At 72.3% G+C, this 20534-nt stretch carries 20 protein-coding genes; 15 read left to right on the top strand and 5 right to left on the bottom strand.

Features of this window, described 5'->3' with window-relative positions:
- Positions 1-483: 483 nt before the first annotated feature.
- The 7 genes from AB0G74_RS08190 (at position 484) to AB0G74_RS08160 (ending at position 7986) form a co-directional block, all read left to right on the top strand.
- Positions 484-975 (top strand): hypothetical protein, encoded by a 492-nt coding sequence (locus tag AB0G74_RS08190; protein ID WP_361141933.1) that lies wholly within the window; start codon positions 484-486, stop codon positions 973-975.
- A gap of 47 nt (positions 976-1022) precedes the next feature.
- A complete protein-coding gene (locus tag AB0G74_RS08185; protein ID WP_361142011.1) occupies positions 1023-2516 on the top strand; it encodes a HAMP domain-containing sensor histidine kinase in 1494 nt (497 codons plus the stop codon).
- Positions 2419-3078: a response regulator transcription factor gene (locus AB0G74_RS08180; protein WP_358824988.1), complete on the top strand. Its 660-nt coding sequence runs from the start codon at positions 2419-2421 to the stop codon at positions 3076-3078. The genes AB0G74_RS08185 and AB0G74_RS08180 overlap by 98 nt, the downstream gene beginning before the upstream one ends.
- Positions 3079-3492: 414 nt before the next feature.
- The gene (locus AB0G74_RS08175; protein ID WP_358824987.1) at positions 3493-4095 is read left to right on the top strand and encodes a carbonic anhydrase; all 603 of its coding nucleotides are present in this window, start codon (positions 3493-3495) and stop codon (positions 4093-4095) included.
- 235 nt (positions 4096-4330) lie between these two features.
- Positions 4331-6544 carry a SulP family inorganic anion transporter gene (locus tag AB0G74_RS08170; RefSeq protein ID WP_361141931.1) on the top strand — a complete coding sequence of 738 codons (2214 nt, stop codon included), beginning with the start codon at positions 4331-4333 and terminating at the stop codon, positions 6542-6544.
- Between the two features lie 128 nt (positions 6545-6672).
- Complete coding sequence (locus AB0G74_RS08165) at positions 6673-7137, top strand: hypothetical protein (protein ID WP_361141929.1); 465 nt, start codon at positions 6673-6675, stop codon at positions 7135-7137.
- A 348-nt stretch (positions 7138-7485) separates the two neighbouring features.
- A complete protein-coding gene (locus AB0G74_RS08160; protein WP_361141928.1) occupies positions 7486-7986 on the top strand; it encodes an SgcJ/EcaC family oxidoreductase in 501 nt (166 codons plus the stop codon).
- Between the two features lie 79 nt (positions 7987-8065).
- Here the strand turns inward: AB0G74_RS08160 and AB0G74_RS08155 are convergent, their stop codons facing one another.
- Together AB0G74_RS08155 and AB0G74_RS08150 are read right to left on the bottom strand one after the other, a co-directional pair.
- Positions 8066-9211, bottom strand: coding sequence for a hypothetical protein (locus AB0G74_RS08155; protein ID WP_361141926.1), 1146 nt, complete (start codon positions 9209-9211; stop codon positions 8066-8068).
- 40 nt (positions 9212-9251) lie between these two features.
- The gene (locus AB0G74_RS08150) at positions 9252-9842 is read right to left on the bottom strand and encodes a DUF1772 domain-containing protein (protein WP_361141924.1); all 591 of its coding nucleotides are present in this window, start codon (positions 9840-9842) and stop codon (positions 9252-9254) included.
- A gap of 110 nt (positions 9843-9952) precedes the next feature.
- On the opposite strand from AB0G74_RS08150, the gene AB0G74_RS08145 reads away from it, so the two are divergent.
- Entirely contained in the window at positions 9953-10627 is a 675-nt protein-coding gene (locus tag AB0G74_RS08145) for a TetR/AcrR family transcriptional regulator (RefSeq protein WP_361141923.1), read from the top strand.
- A 231-nt stretch (positions 10628-10858) separates the two neighbouring features.
- On the top strand, positions 10859-11761 hold the full coding sequence (locus AB0G74_RS08140; protein WP_361142009.1) for an NADP-dependent oxidoreductase: 903 nt from the start codon (positions 10859-10861) through the stop codon (positions 11759-11761).
- Between the two features lie 199 nt (positions 11762-11960).
- Here the strand turns inward: AB0G74_RS08140 and AB0G74_RS08135 are convergent, their stop codons facing one another.
- Positions 11961-13964, bottom strand: a complete 2004-nt coding sequence (locus AB0G74_RS08135; RefSeq protein WP_361141921.1) for a TerD family protein — start codon at positions 13962-13964, stop codon at positions 11961-11963.
- 318 nt (positions 13965-14282) lie between these two features.
- Here AB0G74_RS08135 and AB0G74_RS08130 point away from each other — a divergent pair, with 318 nt between their 5' ends.
- Positions 14283-15821 carry a NosD domain-containing protein gene (locus AB0G74_RS08130; RefSeq protein ID WP_361141919.1) on the top strand — a complete coding sequence of 513 codons (1539 nt, stop codon included), beginning with the start codon at positions 14283-14285 and terminating at the stop codon, positions 15819-15821.
- A gap of 185 nt (positions 15822-16006) precedes the next feature.
- On the opposite strand, the gene rpsN is transcribed toward AB0G74_RS08130, so the two are convergent.
- Positions 16007-16312: a 30S ribosomal protein S14 gene (rpsN, locus tag AB0G74_RS08125; protein ID WP_361141918.1), complete on the bottom strand. Its 306-nt coding sequence runs from the start codon at positions 16310-16312 to the stop codon at positions 16007-16009.
- Entirely contained in the window at positions 16312-16548 is a 237-nt protein-coding gene (rpmB, locus tag AB0G74_RS08120; RefSeq protein ID WP_361141916.1) for a 50S ribosomal protein L28, read from the bottom strand. Before rpmB ends, rpsN begins: the two co-directional genes overlap by 1 nt.
- A 71-nt stretch (positions 16549-16619) precedes the next feature.
- Here rpmB and rpmG point away from each other — a divergent pair, with 71 nt between their 5' ends.
- The 5 genes from rpmG to AB0G74_RS08095 all read left to right on the top strand — a co-directional run bounded on the left by rpmG (position 16620) and on the right by AB0G74_RS08095 (position 20430).
- Positions 16620-16784 carry a 50S ribosomal protein L33 gene (gene rpmG / locus AB0G74_RS08115; RefSeq protein ID WP_361141914.1) on the top strand — a complete coding sequence of 55 codons (165 nt, stop codon included), beginning with the start codon at positions 16620-16622 and terminating at the stop codon, positions 16782-16784.
- Between the two features lie 140 nt (positions 16785-16924).
- Positions 16925-17170, top strand: coding sequence for a type B 50S ribosomal protein L31 (locus AB0G74_RS08110; RefSeq protein ID WP_361141913.1), 246 nt, complete (start codon positions 16925-16927; stop codon positions 17168-17170).
- On the top strand, positions 17170-18321 hold the full coding sequence (locus AB0G74_RS08105) for a GTP-binding protein (protein ID WP_361141911.1): 1152 nt from the start codon (positions 17170-17172) through the stop codon (positions 18319-18321). The genes AB0G74_RS08110 and AB0G74_RS08105 overlap by 1 nt, the downstream gene beginning before the upstream one ends.
- Before the next feature lie 215 nt (positions 18322-18536).
- On the top strand, positions 18537-18755 hold the full coding sequence (locus tag AB0G74_RS08100) for a type I-E CRISPR-associated protein Cas6/Cse3/CasE (protein ID WP_361141909.1): 219 nt from the start codon (positions 18537-18539) through the stop codon (positions 18753-18755).
- A 316-nt stretch (positions 18756-19071) separates the two neighbouring features.
- Positions 19072-20430, top strand: coding sequence for an MFS transporter (locus AB0G74_RS08095; protein ID WP_361141907.1), 1359 nt, complete (start codon positions 19072-19074; stop codon positions 20428-20430).
- The last annotated feature ends 104 nt before the right edge of the window (positions 20431-20534 follow it).

Here is a 20534-nt window from a genome sequence, read left to right as displayed (position 1 = left end):
GCGGGCGGGCGGACGCCAGGGAGCCGGGTTCGGCGCGCACGGTTCGGGCGGGCGCCGGGCCTCGGCCGGGCGGATTCCGGATCGATCCGGCGGCGCCTTCCCCGCCGTCACTTGAGTCCTGGGGCGTCCGGCGCCGTATCTCCGGGTGACCGTGATCGCCGGAACCCCGGCGGAAACGTGAGGCAGGGGAGGTTCCGGATGGTTCTCGGGTCGGCGCGACTGGTCGAGTGGTGCAGGGGGTTACGCCCCCGGGGGCGTCATAGCGACGGTTCTCGGAGCGGTCCGCAGGGCCGGTCCTTCCCCGGAGCGACGGGGTCCGGTGGCGATGGTCCGGCCGGTCCGGGAGGCGGCGAGCCGCCCGGTTCCGGACCTCGGAGAGGCATGGTCAGAAGGCCGAGTTCCCCAGGTACCGGGCACGGGGGGCGACATGAGAATGCTCTCCTATTTCACTCACCAGTTCGATCTAGGACGCACACTCTCCGCATGAGACTGAGGCGAGCCAATGTGGTGATCACCGCGGTGGCAGTACTCGCGGGCGTCGGGATGGTGACCGGACGGATGCTGACGAGCGAACCGGATCCGCTCGATCTGGGCCCCGTCGTCATCGTCGACCACACGGCCCCTCATGACGACCGGAGCCGCGACCTCAGTCCGTCGGCGTCGTCACGTCCGCGTCCGTCCGCGGAGCGTCTGCCGAACGGTTCGGCGGGTGGTTCGGGCCCGTCCGCCTCGTCCTCCGGTTCGGCTCCGGGCACCCCCGCGTCCCATGGGCCGTCCGCCAAGCAGCCGGCGTCGCGTCAGCCGGGCGGCAGACCCGTACCTCCGCTCTCGCCGCCGCGCAGCGACGACGACAGACCCGCCCGGCCGACCCCCGGCTCCGGAGAGGAAGAGGAAAACGAGGGCGAAGGCGACGACGAACGCGGTGACTACTCGGAACGGGAGCGGTTCCAGGACGACTTCGAGGGAGACGACTAGTGGTGCGGCGGCGTACGGCGAGCGCCCGCTCGCGCATCGTCGGCTGGATGATGCTCCTGGTCGGCGCGGCGCTCGCGGCTCCGGTCGTGGGGATCACCGTGGTCTGGCAGGCCCAGCTCGACGGACAGGTCGATGCCCGGCTGCAGTGGGAGGCGAACCGTTTACGGGTCTTCGCCGAGACCAGGGTGCAGCCCGACGGCGAGCCCTACAGGGACGGCGCGTCCCTGCTGAAGGAGTTCCTCCGGGAGAACATCCCCAACCGGGACGAGACCTTCTTCAGCATCGTCGACGGCCAGGCGGATCTGCGCAGCGCGTCGGAGCCGCCGATCCGGCTCGACAAGGACCCCGCCGTGATCGAGCTGCTGTCGTCCCAGGGCCGTCGTGACACGGCTGTGGGCTGGCTGGACTCCCCGGTGGGCAAGGTGCGGTACGGAGTCGTGCCGGTGAAGGTCGCGGGCGATACCCGTGATGTGCGGCTGGTGGTGCTGGAGTTCCGGGACCGGCAGCTGAAGGAGGAGCGGCAGGTCGCGAAGTTGCTGCTGGCGACCGGGTTCGGCGCGCTGGTCTGCGCCGGGCTGGCGAGCTGGCTGGTGGCGGGCCGGATCCTGGCGCCCGTACGGCTGGTCCGGCAGACGGCCGCCCGGATCGGGGAGTCCGATCTGACCCAGCGGCTCGATGTCCGCGGGGACGACGACGTCGCCGCCCTCGCCCATACCTTCAACCACATGCTGGACCGGCTGGAGCGGGCGTTCACCACCCAGCGGCGCTTCCTCGACGAGGTCGGCCATGAGCTGCGCACCCCCATCACCGTCGTCCGCGGCCATCTGGAGCTGATGGAGAACGGTGGCGGGGAGTGGGCCGTCGAGTGGGACGTCACCCGTGCGCTCGTGGTCGACGAACTCGACCGGATGAGCCGGATCGTGGACGACCTCCTCCTCCTGGCCAAGGCGGAGCGTCCCGACTTCCTGACGGTCGGGGAGACCAATCTGACCGACCTCATCGTCGATGTGGTCGCCAAGGCCCGGGCCCTGGGGAACCGGCACTGGCGGGTGGCGGCGGTCTCCGAGGCCAGCGTCCTGGTCGACGGGCAGCGGCTCACCCAGGGCCTGATCCAGCTGGCCGCCAACGCGGTACGGCACACCCTCGACGGAGACCTCATCGAGATGGGGTCCGCGGTCCGCGAGGGCCGGATCCTGCTCTGGGTGCGCGACACCGGACCCGGGGTGGGCCCCGTGGACCGGGAACGGATCTTCGGCCGGTTCGTCCAGGCCGGCCGAGTCACCTCACCCGCCCAGGCCGGTACGGGCATCGGCCTCGGGCTGGCCATCGTGCGCGAGATAGCCCAGGCGCACGGCGGGACGGCGTGGGTGGAGGACGCCGAGACGGGCGGTGCCCGTTTCGTACTGGATCTACCTGCCTACTTCCCCTGGCAGAAAGGACACCATGCAACGGATATTGATAGCGGAGGACGAGGCCGGAATCGCCTCCTTCGTCGAAAAGGGGTTGAGGAGCAACGGGTTCGTGACGGCAGTCGTGGGTGACGGCCTCTCGGCCTATGAGCACGCCCGGGCCGGGGACTGCGATCTGATGATCCTGGACCTCGGGCTGCCCGCCGTGGACGGGCTCACGGTGCTCCGGAAGCTGCGTGAGCTGAGGGTGACGCTGCCCGTGGTCATCCTGACGGCCCGGGACAGCGTCTCGGACGTGGTGGCGGGGCTGGAGGGCGGCGCGGACGACTACATCTCCAAGCCCTTCGCCTTCGAGGAGTTACTGGCCCGGGTGCGGCTGAGACTGCGCGGTGAGGGCGGTCCCGAGGCGTCCGTGCTCCGGGTCGGCGACATGGTCCTCGATCTGCGGACCCGGCGGGTCCATGTCGAGGGGCGGGTGGCAGAGCTGTCGGCCCGCGAGTTCGCGCTGGCCGAGGTCTTTCTGCGCAATCCCGACCAGGTACTGACCCGGGAACAACTGCTCAGCCGGGTCTGGGGCTTCGACTACGACCCGGGTTCCAACATCGTGGACGTCTATGTCCGCTATCTGCGGCGGAAGCTGGGGCCCGACCGGGTGGAGACCATTCGCGGCGTCGGCTACCGGCTCCGGGCCTGAACCCGGGGCCGCGTACCCGCGTGGCGGCTCCGGTCGTTTGCACGTGGGAAATGGCCGGTACTTGACGGCCGTCGGACGCTCCGAGCCGCGGTGTACGGGCGGGCCCACGCCCGCCGCGGTGAGGTCGGCGACCGGGTAGGAAAAGCCCAGGTCGCCGGTCGGTATCCCTGGTCAGGGAGCCGACCCGGCCCTTTCCGACATCGTTGTCAAATCCTTATTTTCCCAGTGAGAACTCTCTCACCCTGATCTCACGGATGGTTCATCGCATAGGCGCATGCTTCACGGCCAAGACATCCACCGCCGGATGTCGGCCCGTCCCAGCTGCCCCGTGGGCCTGCGATTGGTATGTGCCTCGCCACCACCGCATATGCCAGAAGGCTCCGGCCGCCGGCTGGACTCTGCGAGGAGCCTGTTATGAAGCGACTGCTCACCAATGCCCGGAACTTCCGCCACCGCGTGGCCCCCGAGAGCGAGACCTTCCGCCGCTTCGCGGCCGGTCAGACCCCCGGCACCCTGTTCATCAGCTGCTCCGACTCCCGGGTCATCCCCGCGCTGATCACCGGTGCCGTGCCCGGTGAGGTCTTCGAACTGCGCAACGCGGGCAACATCATTCCGCCCTACGAGCCCAAGCGGGAGTCCGCCGAATCGGCCACCATCGAGTACGCGGTGGAGGTCCTCAAGGTCCAGGACATCGTGGTCTGCGGGCACTCCCACTGCGGGGCCGTCGGCGCCCTCGCCAACGACCAGGACCTGACCGAACTGCCCTGCGTCTCCCAGTGGGTCGCCTTCGCCCGCCCGGCGCTCGCGCCCATGCTGGGCACCCCGCCGGACGACGCGACCCTCGCCACCTACGTCCAGCGGCATGTGATCGCCCAGCTGGAGACCCTGCGCGGCTATCCCGCCGTACGGGCCGCGGTCGACCAGGGCCGGCTGAAGCTGCACGGCTGGTACTACCGCGTCGACACGGCCGAGGTGCTCGAACTCGACGAGCTCCACGGAGTGTTCCACCGCAACTGACTTCTCCCGGGCGAGCCCACCCGGTCCTTACACCCCCCACTCGTATCGGTCCACCGGACGCGAACCCCTCCGGAGCCCCCGCTCTCGGCGCCCCGGACCCCGATGCGGCGAAAGGAACACAGTGTCCACTGAAGAGATAAGTCCCGGTGCGGGACGGCATGCGCGAAAGGGTAGCGCCGGCCCCGCGGGTTCTCCCGCCCCCGCCAGGAAAACCGGTGACTTCGGCGCCGACTTCATGGCGTCCATCGTCGTCTTCCTCGTCGCCCTCCCCCTGTGCATCGGCGTCGCGGCTGCCTCGGGCGTTCCCCCGGCCCTGGGCATCATCACCGGTATCGTCGGCGGGCTGATCGTCGGCTTCCTGCCCGGCAGCGCCCTGCAGGTGAGCGGCCCGGCCGCCGGACTCGCCGTGCTCTGCCTGGAGTTCGTCACGGAGCACGGCGTCGGCATGCTCGGCCCCGTCGTGCTGGCCAGTGGCATCCTGCAGATGATCCTGGGCACGCTGAAGATGGGCCGGGTCTTCCAGTCGATCTCGCTCTCCGTCGTGCAGGGCATGCTCGCGGGTATCGGCGTACCGCTGATCCTGAGCCAGACCTACGCCCTGGTCGATTCCAAGCAGCACGGCACCGCCATTGATAATGTCATGGGCCTGCCAAATCTGGCGAAGGATGTCATCGAGAGCAGCGCCAAGAGCGGCGCTCTGGCCCTCGGTGTCATGGCCGTGGCCATCTGCTTCCTCTGGTACAAGGTGCCGAAGCCGCTCGGCAAGGTCCCCGCGCCCCTGGTCGCCGTGATGCTGGGCAGCATCCTCGCCGCCCTGCCCGCCTTCGACGTCAAGAAGGTCGCCTTCGGGAACATGCTGGACGCGGTGAACGTCCCCGGTGTCAGCGACATCACCGGACTCACCGACCCCGCGGTGTTGATGATGGTGATCACCTTCACCGTCATCGCCTCCGCCGAGAGCCTGTTCAGCGCGGCGGCCGTGGACCGGATGCACACCGGTCCGCGTACCCAGTACAACAAGGAGCTGTTCGCCCAGGGCGTCGGTAACGCCGTCTCCGGCGCGCTGGGCGCCATGCCGCTCACCGCAGTCATCGTCCGCAGCGCCGCCAATGTCAACGCGGGCGCCAGGACCAAGATCTCCCGCATTCTGCACGGTGTCTGGCTGCTGGGCTTCGGTCTGCTGCTGCCCGGACTGCTCGGAATGATCCCGATCACCGTCCTCGCGGGCGTCCTGCTCCACGCGGGCTGGAAGCTGTTCAACCCGCCGTCCTTCGTCAAGATGTGGAAGAAGGACCGCGGCGAGGGCCTGGTCATGTTCGTCACCACCGGTGCCATCGTGGCGACCAACCTGCTCGACGGAGTGCTCGGCGGACTGGCCGTCGCGGTGATCCTGACCGCGCTGCGGATGTCCCATATGACCATCCGGACGACCACGGACGGCGATGCCGCCAGGCTCGAACTCAAGGGCAACGCCACCTTCCTGCGGATGCCCAAACTGATCGACGCGCTGGAGGCGATCTCCGACAAGGAACGGGTCGTCATCGACGGCCGGGGCATCTCCCATCTGGACATGGCCTGCCAGGCCCAGCTGGAGGGATGGGTCGACCAGCGCCTCAAGGCCGGTGCCGAGAGTATCGAGCTCCTCCTCCCGGGAACCGGGACCAAGGACTCCGCGGTCGAGGGAATGCCGGAGACGACGGATGTCTCCGCCACCCTGCAACAGGAGAAGGTGCCGGCCGGAGTCGCCGCCGGCTCGTCGCCCGGACTGCTCGACGGTCCCGCCGCGGACGGTTCGGGCCGGTCGCGACCGGAGCCTGAGGGGGCCCGTCAGGACTCCGAGCCGGAGACCTTCCGGCCGTATGTGCCGCCCGCGCAGCCGAACTTCGAGTTCCAGCACGCCATGGGCCAGGGCTATGCCCACGGTCCCGTCGTGTACGGCCCGCACTCCGGCCGCCAGCACCAGCACACCCAGCACCCGTATCCGCAGCCGTCCGCGTACGGACACGCCCCCGCGCACGGTCCGTACGGTGCCCCCGCGCACGGTCCGTCGTACGGTCGTACGGGCGGATACGGTCAGCCGCCCTACCCGCACCAGCAGTCCCAGGTGCACATTCCGCACCAGACCCAGCAGGCGGGCCACGGCCACCAGCCCCATCCGGGTCACCCGGGCTACCAGCCCCAGTCGAGCCAGCCCGGCCACCAGGCGCACCAGACGCATCAGACCCATCAGCCGGATCAGGCCGGGCAGGGTCCGGGCGGCGGGCAGCCCTACGGGGAGCCCCCGCACCCCCATCAGCCGCAGCCCGGTCCCGACGGCTACATCTCCGTACCGCCCGGCTACGGCGGCTCGGACGGCTCGTCGGCCCCCGCCCCCGGCCCGAACGGGAACGGCCAGTGGGGCCGGTCGGGGGAATGGGAGCGCGCCTACGGCGAGGGGACGCGGCGATGAAACGACCCCTGAGGACCGCCCTCGCCAACGCGTTACATCTGCGCGACTCCGAAGACCCGCACGACCAGCGGCACCACGGTCACCCCGGGCCCGCCGGGGGCTCCGGCGGCCGCCCCGCCCGCTGCGGCATGGTCCCCTGCGGACTCGACCAGTCGGGACCCGAGTCCGACGGCCCTCCCGACCTCGGGAGACCGGAGTACGGGCGGACCGAGCACGGCCGTCCGGTGCGCGGCGCGGGGAAGCTCCCCGAGCGCCGGCGCCCGGATCCCCGCCGGATCGACTACCGGACCCCGCCGCCCGACTTGTGCGGTCCGGCCGGAACGAAGCCGGGAGCCGGTGGCGGTACGGGCCACCGGACCGGGGTGGCCCGGAACGGCGCCTCGCCCGACGGGCCCGGGGAGGACACCCTCTTCCTCTTCCTGAAGTCGCTCCACCAGTTCCTCACGGCACCCCAGGACGTGGCGACGGCGAGGTCCGCGCCGCCCGTCCGGTCCGAGCCCTCCCCGGCGACCGACGCCACGGCGGTCGCGGAGGACGGCGGCGGACACCGTCCGGCACCGGACGGCCCCACCGGGCCGGACGATCCGGTCTGATCGCGGCAGGGCGGCGCGCCCGTGCGGGTGCGCCGCCCGCCACCCCGGAACGTCGTCCACGGCGCTCACCATCCCCAGGGACCGTGGACGACTCGCAGGGCCTATGAGCGGTAACGCGCTTCCCCCACCAGGCCCTTGGAGAGCCCCTTCCGCTGTTCCCCCGTGCGGCGAAGGGGCTCTCCGCGGTTTCCACGGCCCGTCCGGCGGTTCCCCGGGCCGGCCGGAGAGAGCTTGACCTCAATCAATGTTGAGGTCGAAGGATGGTCATCGGCGCACCGGACAACCGGGCGCGGATCGTCGTGACGGCGTCGTACCCCGTGCCGTCGTGGCCCGACCGAGGAGCACACCATGGAACCCCAGATCGCCGGAGTCCCCGTACCGCAGGACGATGTGGACGCCGTCCTCGCCCTGGTCGCCGGGGTCGAGCAGGCTCAGCAGAAGGCGCTGCCGGACGCCTTCATGGCCGCGTTCCGCCCGGACGCCTTCTGGACCACCGCGCACGGCAGACGGCTCACCGGCGCCGACGCGATCGGCGACTTCACCCGGCAGGTGCTGCCCGCCACGGCGGACGACCCGGTGACCGCCTCCTACGAGGCCGAGCACATCCTCTTCATCCGCCCCGACGTCGCGGCCGTCAAAGTCCGGCAGCGCCCGGTCACCCGGGACGGCGAGCCGCTCGACGAGGTGTTCCGCGGCCATGCGGACCCGGCCGCCCTGGTCGTGGCGCGCCCCGACGCCGTACCCGGAACCCCGCTGTACGTCCTCGCCAAGGACGACGGCGTCTGGAGGATCGCCGCCGCGCAGAACACCAAGGTCGTCGACCCGCAGACGCTGGCATCCCTGGCGTGACCCCGCCCGGGGGCGCGGTGCCGGGACAGCGGTGCTCCGGCACCGGCCTCCGGGGCGCCGGGAGTATCCGGCCGGGCGGTCAGCGAGAGGCGGTCGCGGAGAGCGTCTGCGGCGCGTAGCAGTCGCACGACAGCACCGTCGCGGGCTCGTTTCTGCGGGCGGGCACCGCGATCACGGCGGTCGCGCTGCTCCGCTCGTCGACCCGCCGCCACTCCCGTCCGCCGCCGCCCAGCAGGGCGTCCGTGCCGGAGCCCTCGGTGAAGACGACCGTATCGCCGTCGCCCGAACCCGCCAGGCGGTGTTCCCGGATCAGGGAGCAGGTCACGAGGGAGCCGCCGGACTGCAGCCGGAAAACCGGCGCCCCGGTCTCCGTCGCGCGGTAGGTGTAGCCGCGGATCAGCCGTTCGTCGGCGAGACCGGAGACGTACGACCGCAGGCCGGAGGTGAACGGGCCCGGGGTGAACCGCCGGTCGGCGGCGACCGCCTCGGCGGACCTGGGCCCGCCGGCCGGTCCGCTCAGCGACGTGGCCAGGGTGTCGCAGATCGCGCGATCTGCGGCGGGGGTGGACGAGGTACGGATCGTGCCGGTCGCGGCCCGGTCCGGCGGCGGAAGGACCGGCGTACCCGGCCGGACCAGGTCCTGCGGCGCTCCGGCCGCCGGATCGTGGCCGGTGAAGCCCGGCCGCGCCGCGGACGGCGGCGCGGCGGCGGGCTCGGGGGCGGTGACCACCCAGGAGGCCACGGCGGCCCGCCACGGCCCCTTGGGCTCCCGCTGGACGAAGTAGTGGAGCGCCGAGGTCCGGTCCGCCTCCCGGCCCTCCCACTTGCTGACCGCCGCGAACCACCGCGGATAGCCCCGGTCGTGCCGGGCGTCCGGAATCAGGAACGTCGGCCTGCGGAAGCCCGCCCTCGGCAACTCGGCCCCCGTACGCCGGGCGACGGTGTACTCCGCCAGCGACTCGGCGAGCAGCGGACCCGTCTGGACCGCCCGGATCGCGGAGCCGTCGAGAGCCGCGTCGGCGGCCGCGTTGGCCCCGGCGTACGCCTCGAAGACCCGCTGGGCCTCCTGGGCCCGTACCGCCACGGGCCCGGGCGGCGCGGCGGCCGGACCCGAGCCGCCGGACTCGGCCGGACCCGTCGGACCGCCGGTGGCACCACAACCCGTCGCCAGTGTCGTCAGCAGTACGAGACCGGCTGCGCCGAGCCGGGCGAGTGGGCGTGTCACGGCGGGTTGCCTCCGGGTCGTATGGTTCCTCCCCGCCAGCCTAATCCGGGGTTCGGGCGGCCCGGTCCGGTCCCGCGACGGCCGGCACCGTGGCCGACGACTGCGTCGCCCTCGTCGGGACCCCTTCGGAGCTGGATCTCCTGCTCGGGGTCAGGGCGCAGATCAGGACGGCGAGGGCGGCGACGGCGGTGCCCGCACGGCCGAGGTTGAACAGCTCCCAGCGGCGCAGTACTTCGGCGTGACCGTCCGGTGGGACCGTCGCGGCCCACTCCTTGATCCGGGCGTTGATCGGGACGTTTCCGAACCGGGTGATCAGGAAGGTGGCGACGGTCAACAGCCCCGCCGTGCCCGCGAGCATCCGTTCCCGGAGGCGGTCCGGCCCGAACGCCGGGAGCGTGAGGACGAAGGAGCCGACGGCGGAGAGCGCCATCGCGCCCTGCACGGTGATGCCGTTCATCCGCATCAGCTCGGTATGGAAGTCCAGCCGCAGTTCCAGGGGCACGGCACCGAAAGCCGGGACGAGATCGGCGGCGCCGTAGCAGAGCGCTCCGGCGAGAAGTCCGGTGCGGAGCAGCGTCGACCGGCGGACTGCGAGCGGCAGACGGTGGCGGTGGTCGGGCGAGGGCGGCATGACGGGGCTCTCCGCGGGGAGTCGGGGGGTGGGGTGCGGCTGTGGTCCCCGGTGTCTCGGTACGATAGGGAGCAGCAATAAAGCCGACAAGGGTGTAAGAGTTTGTCGTGATGACGCAGCCCGCCGTGCCTTCCACCGCCCACTCCGACGACCCCGCTCCGGCTTCCGGCGGCCGTGAACCGCGCAGGAAGCGCCGGGCCGATGCCGAGCGGAGCCGGGCAGCCATCCTCGACGCCGCGGTCCGGCTGCTGCGGGCCCGCCCCGACGCCGGTCTCGAAGCCGTCGCCAGGGCCGCCGGACTGACCCGGCAGACCGTCTACGCCCACTTCGCCTCCCGCGAGGCCCTGCTCGCCGCCGTCGTCGACCGGATCACGGCGGAGGCGCTGGCCGCGATCGAGTCGGCGGCGCTGGACGAAGGGCCGGCGGCGGACGCGCTGCTGCGGTTCCTCGACGCCTCCTGGCGGCCGTACGAGAACTACGCGTCGCTGCTCCACTCGGTCGCCGCGACCGTGACCCCCGCCTCCGGCCGGGCCGACCGCGCCCGGCACGAGCCCGTCGCCGAACGGCTTGTCCGGCTGGTGGAACGCGGCATCCGCTCCGGCGAGTTCACCCCCGGCCTCTCCCCGGAGTGGCTGGTGACCACCTTGATCGCGGTGGGGCACGCCGCCGGGGAGGCCGCCCACTCCGGCCGGATGACCCTCCAGGAGGCCCGGGAGACCCTCGATGCCACGGCGCTCCGGCTGCTCGGCGCCCGGCCCGTAACGAACACGGCCACCCCCGCGTGAACCAGGCGCTTCCCGTCCCCCGTTGGGGTGCCGGACCCGCCGGCCGGGCGTGGACCCCGGCGGACCGGATCCGGGACGCCCTACCCTGGCCAGCCGGGGCGCCGGTGGTGGCCGCCGCTCGGCCGACGGTGCCGGACGGCGACGGCCGCCGGTGACCACGACCGGCCCCGGGCGGCGCCGACGGCGACCGGCCGGGGGAGACGACACGGCGGGAGAGGACGGGCACCAGTGATGAAGGCGATCCGGTTCGGGGAGTTCGGCGGGCCCGAGGTACTGCGGCTGGTCGACACCGACACGCCCGACCCGGGCCCCGGGCAGGTCAGGCTGAGGGTCGTCGCGGCGGCCGTGAACCCCATCGACTACAAGATTCGCAGTGGATCGATGGCGGGCGTCTTCACCACCAGGCTGCCCGCCGTCCCGGGGGCCGAGGCCGCCGGGGTCGTGGACGCCGTCGGCGAAGGCGTAAGCCATCTCGCCGTGGGCGACGAGGCGTTCGGCTTCACCGACACCGGCGGCTACGCCCAATACGCCCTGGCGTCCACCGTCGTCCGGAAGCCCGAGGAACTCTCCTTCGAGGAGGCCGCCGCGCTCAGCCTGGTCGCCGAGACCGCGCAGCGCACCCTCGATCTGCTGGCCCTCGCCGCCGGGGAGACCGTACTGATCCACGGTGCCGCGGGCGGTGTGGGTACGGCCGCCGTCCAGCTCGCCCTGGCCCGGGGCGCCCGGGTCGTCGGCACCGCGTCCCCCGCCCGCCACTCCGCCCTCCGCGCCCTGGGAGTCACCCCCGTCGCCTACGGCAACGGTCTGGTCGCCCGGGTCCGCGAGGTGGCCCCCGACGGGATCGACGCCGTCCTCGACACGGTCGGCAAGGGCGCCCTGCCCGACTCCGTCGAACTGCGCGGCGGGACCGACCGGATCGTCACCATCGCCGACCCGGCCGCCGCCGACTACGGGGTCGTCTACTCCTCCAAGGCCGTACGCGACATCGGCCAACTCGGCGAGCACGCCCGGCTCGCCGCCGAGGGCCGGTTGCGGATCCCGGTCGCCGAGGTGTTCCCGCTGGCCGACGCGGGCCGTGCCCAGGAGGCGAGTGAGCACGGCCACGCCCCGGGGAAGCTCGTCCTCAAGCCCTGACCGGCGAACCGGCGCCCCGGCGGGGCGGACGACAACGTCCGTCACCCCGGGCCGGGGCGCTCCGGCGTCACCTTCGGCAACAGCCGGGCCAGCGGGGCCGGAAGCCACCAGGCCCGCCGCCCCAGCAACTGCATGGCGGCCGCGGCGTACGGCATCTGTCGCCCTGTCGCTCCGCCACCCGTCGTGCCCGGACATCCGCTCAGTCGTCGGCGATATCGACTCCGTAGCCACGGGCGAGCGCGTCCAGTCCGTGGTCGTAGCCCTGCCCGACCGCGCGGAACCGCCACAGCGCGCCCCGGCGGTACAACTCGGCCAGCAGCAGAGTGCGCTCCGTGGTGGCGGCGTCCAGGGTGGCCCGGGCCAGGGGAGCGGCCCCGAGCCCGGGGGAGACCGCGACCTGCACCGCGCCGACGTCCCCGAACGTCGGTGTCCCGTCGATCGCCGCCGCCACGGCGATCCGCCGACAGCCGGGCGGGAACGCGGCCAGGTCGACGGCGACGGTCTGCTCCGCCGGGCCGTCGGAGAGGAGGCGTACCGTGCCCGCCGGATTCTCCGGAGCGCCGTAGAAGACGAAGTCCTCGTCGAAGGAGACCTGTTCGTCCTCGTCCAGCACGAACGCGACGACATCGATCTCACAGTGGTCCTGGGGCGCCCAAGCGGCGGTGATGTGCCAGGTCGGGGCGGGTGAGCCGAGGGGCGGTACGGGCAGATCGACGACCCCGCCGCGAGGTAGTACGGACGACGCGCGCGTCCCGGTCCGACTCTCGCCGCCTTCCGTCGGCGCGGCGGCCGTCGGCGCGTCGAGCCAGGGCGCGTGGTGAACGGGCAGCTCCAGTTCGGTGATGCGCCGGATGCGGCGGTCCCGCTCACCTCCGCTCAGCAGCAGGACGTCCGTGACGCTGCGCGAGAGGTTCACGGCGGCCGACGCCCCCAGTTCGACGACGCGGGTCCGGGCGGCGGCGGCCTCCGGGTGAGTACCGCCGAGGACGAGGACCCGCCGCCCGGCGAGCGGCCGGACCCCGGCGGAACCGGACCCTGCACCGGCCTTGTCCCCCGCCCCGGCTCCGGGCTCGGTTCCCGTGCCGGTTCCGGACTCGGTCGCCGGTACCTCCGGCGGGCGCGGTGCCGGGACGGCGGCTTCCGGCGGCGCGACGGGCGATTCCCATTCCGGTTCCGGTCGGGTGCGGTCGGCCGGAGCCGGAGCCGGAGCCGCCGGGCCGTTCGCGGCCGTCCCCTCCGGTGCCGGAACCGGTGCCGTCACCGCGCCCGGGGCCCCCGTACGGTGCGGGGTTCCCGCGCGGACGTCCCGCAGCAGCCTCAGATACGTGTGCTCGTCGACGACGGGCACACCCTCGGCGGCGGCCCGCCGGGCCTTCGTGGAGTTCGCCGCCGACGCGTTGGTGACCAGCAGACTGGTGTGGCGGCTGACCGACGCCATCATGTTCAGTCCGGCCGCGACCGACCGGGCGACCAGCTCGGCGCGTGAGGTCTCCGTCTCGCCGGTGATGGCGATCTTCATACCCTGGACGAGGGGCCCGGCGGTCCACCAACGCCCCGGATTGCGGTACGCGCACGGGGTCTTCGGCGGGTTGGGGGCGAACTGCGGGTCCTGCCGGGGCGGACAGGGCACCAGGGGCAGCGGCAGATCCAGCCCGGCCGCCTCCCGCAGCGTGGCCCGGAAGATCCCGGCCAGGACCCGGGTGTCGTCCAGGGCGTCGTGCGCCCGGGTCTGCCGTACGCCGTAGTGGGCGGCGAGGGTCCCCAGTGTCATGTCGTTCGTGGGCGGATCCACCTGCCGGTTGAGCGCCAGGGTGCACAGCCGCCGCGACACGGGCAGGAAGAGCCTGGCCCGGGCGAACTCGTGGGCGAGGAAGTCGTAGTCGAACTGCGCGTTGTGGGCGACCAGGACCCGGTCCTGGAGCAGCGCCCCGATCCTCCCCGCCACCTGGTCGAAGGTGGGCGCCCCGCGCAGCCGCTCGGCGGTCAGACCGTGGATATGGACCGGCCCTGGGTCGCAGCCGGGATCCAGCAGGGTCGAGAACTCCTCGACCGGTTCCCCGTCCGGCCCGAGGGTCAGGACCGCGACCGAGAGCACCCGGTCGCGCCGGGCGACCAGCCCGGATGTCTCCACATCGACGAGAGCCCAGTCGAAGGCGTAGTCGCGGAGGCTGGACACGGCGGATTCCGGGGTTCTCAGGCTCATCGGTCAAGGATGAGCCGGGATATGACGCTCCTTCAACCAGAAGGGGCTATTGCCTGATTATGTGAGTTCTGTCGGGCCTGCGCGGCGCAGCCGTACGGCCGCCACTCGCCTCCGGCGTCCGTACGCCACGCACCCGCGGCCCCTCTACCGCGCCCGTCCCCGGGCCGCCGGTGAAAAGAAATATCCCCGGATCCGAGCGCGTCGGAATTACCGGGTGATAGCCGGGGGCCCGTCCTACGCTTCTGCTGTCCCTGAATCACCCGGCGGCGGGGTGCCGACAACATGTATTCCCGGCCGCCCGACAGAAAGGAACGTGTTGTGTTGAATCCGGTTGGGCATGGAGTCTTCAACGTTCGCGACTACGGCGCCGTCGGTGACGGTACGGCCAATGACACCGCCGCGATACAGGCCGCTCTGAACGCGGCGCGGACGGCCGGTGGCGGAACGGTCGTGATACCTCTCGGCACCTATGCCGTGAACGACTTCCTGGTGGTCTTCAGTAATACCCGGATATCCGCCTACGGGGCCACCATCCGCTCCGTATCGACCAACAAGGGAATCCTGCGCAACTTCCTTCCGAACGATTCCTATCCCCTCTACTCGGGGAACTCCGGGATCGTCGTCGAAGGCGGCGTCTGGGACGGCAACGCGGCCGACCAGGGTCAGGGCACCGTCACCGGGGTCACCAATGTCATGGCGTTCATCCATGCCCGGGACATCACCATCCGGGACGCCGTGATCCGCAATATCTCGGGGGCGCACGGTGTGGAGTTCAACGCCATCGACAGCGGCCGGATCCTCAACTCGCGGTTCGAGGGCTTCAAGGACACGACCCCGTCGACCCGCAGCTTCTCCGAGGCCGTCCAGCTGGACATCGCCCGGGACGGCAGCACGTCCCTCCCCCCGTACGACTGGACGACCTGCCGGAACATCCTGATCCAGGGCTGCTGGTTCGGCCGATCCGACCGGCTGGAGGCCGCCGGTCGTGCCATCGGCGGCCACACCGCCGAGACCGGTCGCACCTACGACAACATCCAGGTCATCGGCTGCCGGATCGAGGGGGCGATCGAGGAGGGTATCCAGGGCTTCAACTGGCGTAACTCCGTCATCGCCGACAACGTCATCAGTGGGACCGGCAAGGCGGGCATCCTGATGGAGGTGACCGATCCCCAGGTGGTCGACGTCCACTCCGTCGTCATCAAGGGGAATGTCGTCACCAATGCCGGCCCCAAACCCGGCACGTCCGGTATCCGGGTCGCCGGGAACGTCCTCAACCGGATTCCCGCGGTCGTCATCGCGGACAATGTCGTCCGTAACATCAAGGGCAACGGTATCCATGCGGAGGACTGCCCGGCGTCGATCATCTCCGGCAACCAAGTGGAGGGGACGGACAGTACGGGGATCTACGCGGTGAACTCCGAAGGCGCTTCCGTCACCGGAAACACCACCTCCCGTACGCAGTCGAACGGAATCAATATCGGAGGATCGGTAGGGGCGACCGTGTCCGGTAACACCATCCGTACGACGACCACGAATCACGGGGTTTACGTCGGAGCTGGTCGGGCCGCCGCCGCGGATGTCGTGATCTCGGGGAACAACATTCGCGGTGCGGCGGTCGCGGGTATCCGTATCGCGGCCGGATCCAAGGACTGCACGGTCACCGGAAACCGGGTGAAGGCCGCCGGGGCGACCCAGAACGGCATCACCCTCACCGCGGACTCGACCGGCGCGGCTGTGGTGGGCAACGACCTCTCCGGCAACAGTTGGACGGCGGCCACGGCGATCGTGCCCGCCGGTTCCGCGCCCCGGCTCGACTGGGCGGGCGGCACCACCGCGCCCGGCCACAACCTGATCTGACCACGCCTCGGCCCCGCCCCGCCCCCTGTCCCCGCCCCGATCGGGACGTCCCGAGCCGTCCCGATCGGAGCCGGGCCGGGTGGGGCGGGGCCGAGCGGCGCGCACTCGCGGCCGGGTACCGGAAGGTGCCCGGCCGTGGTCCGGTCTCCGGGGCGGCACGGTCCCGAGCCTGTCCGACCCCTGCCTCACCAGGACGACTTGGTGACCCCCGGCAGGAAGCCCGCATGCGCCTGCTCCCGCATCCGTACCCGCGAGAGTCCGAACGCGCGCAGATGACCGCGCGGGCGGCCGTCCACACTGTCGCGGTTGCGGACCCGGGTGGCGCTCGCGTCCCGCGGCTGACGGCGCAGCTCGGCCTCGGCGGCGGCGCGCTCCGCCGGGGTGGAACCCGGGCGGCGGATGATCTCCTTCAGCTCGGCGCGGCGTACCGCGTACCGCGCGACGACCTCCTTGCGTCGATCGTTCCGCGCGATCTTGCTCTTCTTCGCCATCAGACCTTCTCCCCCCGGGCGCGGATCCGGGCGACCGCGGCGGTCACGCCGATCGCGTCCACGGTCCTGATCGCCCGGACGCTCAGGGTCAGCCGGACATGGCGCCCCTCGCCGGGCAGCCAGTACCGCTTGCGCTGGAGGTTCGGGTCGAACCTGCGCGAGGTCCGCCGATGCGAGTGGGAGATGGAGTTGCCGAAGCCGGGCTTGGCGCCCGTGAGCTGGCAGTACGTGGCCATAGGGGGAGATGTCCCCTTCCGCTCTTGTCGAGCCTTATTGAGAATGAAAACCGTTGTCATATACTAGCCTCATGGCACGCAATGAACTCCGCCCGGTGATCAAGCTCCGCTCCACCGAGGGCACCGGCTTCACCTATGTGACGCGCAAGAACCGCCGCAACCACCCCGACCGGCTGGTGCTGCGCAAGTACGACCCGGTCGCCCGTCGGCATGTCCTCTTCCGCGAGGAGCGATAACCCTCCGGCGCCCCGACCCCGACCCCGACCCCGGCCCCTGACTCCGACCTCGGCCCTGTGCCCGGCCCTGGCCGCGCCGAGGAATCCACCGCCCCGAGCCCGGCCCCACCCGTCCCGCCCACCGCAGAAGGACCCCACCCATGAAGCCCGGAATCCACCCCGCCTACGGTCCCGTCGTCTTCCGCGACTCCGCCTCCGGATTCGCCTTTCTCACCCGCTCCACCATGACCAGCGACAAGACCGTGGTCTGGGAGGACGGCGCGACCTACCCGGTGGTCGACGTGGAGATCTCCTCGGCGAGTCACCCCTTCTACACGGGCAACGCCCGGGTGGTGGACACCGCCGGACGGGTCGAACGGTTCGAGCGCCGCTACGGAGCCCGCTGATGGAACAAGGACACCGCCTCCCCGTCGCGATCGTCGCCGGGCTCCACGCCCGGGCCCGTAAGCGGGTGGTCGACGAGCTGCTGCGGAGCCTCCCCGGCAGCGTCGCCCTGCACCACGAGCCGGCCGGGGCGTCCGGCCGTACCGTGCTCCGTACCCTCCGCGACGGTTCCGGCCCGCTCGCCGCCGCGGAGATCCCGCTGGTCGACGACTGCGTCTGCTGTGCGCTCGGGGCCGATCTCGGCCCCGAACTGGAGCGGCTCGCGGCCGACGGCACGACCCGGCTCGCCGTCGTGGAGTTGTGGGACTCGATCGAACCCAGGGCCGTGGCCGAGTCCGTCGCGGCGTACGGCGGCGACCGGCTCCGGGTCACGGGCGTACTCACCGCGGTGGACCCGGCGCTGGTCCTCCCGTACCTCGGCAACGGCGACGACCTCGCCGAATGCGGTCTCGCCTCCGCCCCCACGGACCAGCGGACCGTCGGCGACACCTGGGCCCGCCAACTGGAGTACGCCCCCGTCCTCGCCGTGGTCGACGGAGGCGGGGCCGACGACGAGGATCGCGCGCTCCTTGCCCAACTGCACCCCACCGCCCGGCGGGTGGCCGTCGGCACACCGGAACTCGCGGCCGCCGCCCTCGCGGGCTTCGACGCCGAGGCCACCGCCGCGGCCCAGCACCCCGCGTGCGCGCTGCTGCCCCAGAACGCCGACGAGGCCGGTGTCGCCACCTACGTCTGGCACCGGCACCGGCCCTTCCACCCGGAACGCCTCTACGATGCGCTGGAGGACCTGTGCTGTGCCGCGGCCCGCAGCCGGGGCCGCTTCTGGCTCGCCGACCGGCCCGACACCCTCCTCGCCTGGGACGCGGCGGGCGGCGCGCTCTGCGTCGAGGCCACCGGCCCCTGGCTGGCGTCCCTGCCCGACGCGGCCTGGGAGACGGTCCCGCCGGTACGCCGCGCGGCCGCCGCACTCGACTGGCACCCCGACCACGGTGACCGCTGCCAGCATCTGGTCTTCACCTCGCCCGGCCTCGACCGGGACGGGCTGGAACGCCTCCTCGACTCCTGTCTGCTGACGGACGCCGAGTACGCCTCGGGACGCGATGCATGGCGGCGGCTGCCCGCGGCCTTCGATCTGCTGCTCGACACCGCCTGACGCCTCGGTAACCGGCGCTGCGGCACGGCCCCGCGCGGTCCGCCGGGCCCGTGCGGTCGCCGGGCCCGTGCCGCGGTTCTGTACCCGGGAGTGGCGCTGCCCGGTACGCCTGATACCGGAGGTACGGGCGCGATGAACGGGCTCGATGTCCGTCCGCACCCGGACCTGTACCGGAGTTCTCGAACAGGTACCTCGCGACACCATCCCCGACCACGGTGTACGTGCCACCGTCCGCGTCCGGATCTCCCGCGCCCTCCTCGCCCCAGGCGCCTACCCGACGATCGACGACTTCCGCACCACAGGGTCTTCGCCTCTCACGGGCGGAGATCCGCGGCAAACTGACCATCACGGACCCCGCGACTTTCGTGGGCGTGCTGACGAGGGGTCTCGGGCACGGCCGGGCGTACGGCTGCGGGTTGGTACTGGTGCGCTGAACCGGGAGACGGCGGCGCCCTGGGCGCACGGGGGTACCGCCCGGCGGCCCTGCCGTGGGGAGACCCGCGTACCGGTGCCGGTGGTGAAGCCGTGGTGGCCCCGCATGCCGTCGGCGGGGCCGGTATCGCGGCGGGTCGCCGGACGGCGGAACCGCCCCCGGCCCGCCGGACGTCCGGCTCCCCTCAAAAGGGGGATGGGCGTCCGGTGCCCCGGCTGGAACCGTGATCAGCGCCCGACCGGATCAGCCGCGGAGGGCCGCCGCACCCACGGTTCCACAACGGCCCGGTGCGTACCGGCCTCCGGAAGGAGAGCCCGATGACGACCATCACCACCGTTCAGGCCCCACCACGGAACACCCCCTCCGCGGGCGCGACCGGGCTCCGGCTCGGTGCTCTCTTCGGGCCCGTGATCTTCGGAGTGACGGCCGCGGGGGTCGCGCTGCCCGATGTCGCGGCCGCCATGGAAGTCCGTCCGGCCGTCGCGGGCTGGGTGCTGACGGCCCACGCCCTGGCGCTCGGTATCGGTACCGCGTTCTTCGGGCGGCTCTCGGCGAAACGGGGCGTACGCGACACTCTCCTGGCCGGATCGATACTCCTCGCGGTCGGTGCCGTCATCTGTCTGACCGCCCCCGACCTCGGCACCCTCGTCGCGGGCCGCTTCGTTCAGGCGGCGGGTTCCGGAGCCGTCACCTCCGCCGCACTCACCCTCGTCTCGGCCGCGCCCGTCGCGCGACGGGCGAGGATCCTCGGGATATTCGGGGCTTCCATGGCCCTCTTCTCCTCCACCGCCACCCTCATGGGAGGGCTGGCGACCGAGTGGGCGCACTGGCGGATCACCCTCGTACTACCGGCCCTGTCCCTGCTGGCCGTGCCCTTCTGCCTGAGGCTCGCCGCGGCCCGGCCGGGGTTCGGCACCCCCGTCGATCCGCGCGGCGGGCTACTGCTCGGCACCGCCGCCGCCACCCTGCTGCTGCTCATCCAGGCACCCTCGCTCGACCTCACGACCGGGCCCGTCATCGTCCTGTCGGCGCTGCTGGCCCTGTCGGCGGCCGGCCTGGCGGCCCATATCGGCCGACGCCCCGACGGATTCTTCCCGCGCCCCCTGGCCACCGACCGCACCTTCCTGACCGCGGCCCTGATCGGACTGGGCGGCTACGCCGGACTGTTCGCCGCGATGTACGCGATCCCGCAGATCCTCACCGTGACATACGGCTGGAGCGTCCTCGCCGTCGGCGCCTGGCTGCTGCCGGGCGCGGTGGTCGGCGCGGTGGCCGCCCGGATCGCCGGCCGGCTCAGCACCGGCAGGGGTGGTGGCCGCCTGCTCGCCGGAACCGCCGTCACCTCGGCCGGCTGCCTCGGGATCGTGGGCCTCGTCGAAGGCGGCGTCGTCGTCATGCTGATCGGTACGTCCATGGGCATGGCCACCTTCGCGGCCACCCAGGTACTCACCACCGCCGTACTCGCCGACCGGCTCGAACCCGCCCGGCGCGGCGCCGCCATGGGCATCCTCAACCTGCTCTTCTTCGTCGGCGGCGGCATCGGCTCCGCCACCACCGGGACCCTCTCCGAACATCTGGGGCCGACCGGCGCGCTCGCCGCCGTCGCCCTGCTGCCGCTGCTCGCGGGCGTCACCGCCCTCCTGCTCCCGCCCGCCGGGCCCGGGCGTGAATCATGACCCGGCACCGGCGGCGCCCCGGACCACCCCGGCGCGTCGTCTACGGTGAAATCGGCCGCAGTACGTTCCCCCACCCGCGGACGCCCGGAACGGAGAGCCGCAGC

The sequence above is a fragment of the Streptomyces sp. NPDC020875 genome, from assembly GCF_040641415.1.
Lineage (GTDB): Bacteria > Actinomycetota > Actinomycetes > Streptomycetales > Streptomycetaceae > Streptomyces.
Note: the sequence above shows the minus strand (reverse complement) of the source record. Positions and strands in the feature narration are given on the sequence as shown.

What these genes read in the sequence shown, in the direction of transcription:
- AB0G74_RS08150 (WP_361141924.1), bottom strand. Translation starts at nt 9,842, where the DNA reads ATGCCGCCCTCGCCCGACCACCGCCACCGTCTGCCGCTCGCAGTCCGC.
- AB0G74_RS08160 (WP_361141928.1), top strand. Translation starts at nt 7,486, where the DNA reads ATGGAACCCCAGATCGCCGGAGTCCCCGTACCGCAGGACGATGTGGAC.
- AB0G74_RS08140 (WP_361142009.1), top strand. Translation starts at nt 10,859, where the DNA reads ATGAAGGCGATCCGGTTCGGGGAGTTCGGCGGGCCCGAGGTACTGCGG.
- AB0G74_RS08135 (WP_361141921.1), bottom strand. Translation starts at nt 13,964, where the DNA reads ATGAGCCTGAGAACCCCGGAATCCGCCGTGTCCAGCCTCCGCGACTAC.
- AB0G74_RS08145 (WP_361141923.1), top strand. Translation starts at nt 9,953, where the DNA reads ATGACGCAGCCCGCCGTGCCTTCCACCGCCCACTCCGACGACCCCGCT.
- AB0G74_RS08175 (WP_358824987.1), top strand. Translation starts at nt 3,493, where the DNA reads ATGAAGCGACTGCTCACCAATGCCCGGAACTTCCGCCACCGCGTGGCC.
- AB0G74_RS08170 (WP_361141931.1), top strand. Translation starts at nt 4,331, where the DNA reads ATGGCGTCCATCGTCGTCTTCCTCGTCGCCCTCCCCCTGTGCATCGGC.
- AB0G74_RS08165 (WP_361141929.1), top strand. Translation starts at nt 6,673, where the DNA reads ATGGTCCCCTGCGGACTCGACCAGTCGGGACCCGAGTCCGACGGCCCT.
- AB0G74_RS08185 (WP_361142011.1), top strand. Translation starts at nt 1,023, where the DNA reads ATGATGCTCCTGGTCGGCGCGGCGCTCGCGGCTCCGGTCGTGGGGATC.
- AB0G74_RS08190 (WP_361141933.1), top strand. Translation starts at nt 484, where the DNA reads ATGAGACTGAGGCGAGCCAATGTGGTGATCACCGCGGTGGCAGTACTC.
- AB0G74_RS08095 (WP_361141907.1), top strand. Translation starts at nt 19,072, where the DNA reads ATGACGACCATCACCACCGTTCAGGCCCCACCACGGAACACCCCCTCC.
- AB0G74_RS08110 (WP_361141913.1), top strand. Translation starts at nt 16,925, where the DNA reads ATGAAGCCCGGAATCCACCCCGCCTACGGTCCCGTCGTCTTCCGCGAC.
- rpmG (WP_361141914.1), top strand. Translation starts at nt 16,620, where the DNA reads ATGGCACGCAATGAACTCCGCCCGGTGATCAAGCTCCGCTCCACCGAG.
- AB0G74_RS08105 (WP_361141911.1), top strand. Translation starts at nt 17,170, where the DNA reads ATGGAACAAGGACACCGCCTCCCCGTCGCGATCGTCGCCGGGCTCCAC.
- rpmB (WP_361141916.1), bottom strand. Translation starts at nt 16,548, where the DNA reads ATGGCCACGTACTGCCAGCTCACGGGCGCCAAGCCCGGCTTCGGCAAC.
- AB0G74_RS08180 (WP_358824988.1), top strand. Translation starts at nt 2,419, where the DNA reads ATGCAACGGATATTGATAGCGGAGGACGAGGCCGGAATCGCCTCCTTC.
- rpsN (WP_361141918.1), bottom strand. Translation starts at nt 16,312, where the DNA reads ATGGCGAAGAAGAGCAAGATCGCGCGGAACGATCGACGCAAGGAGGTC.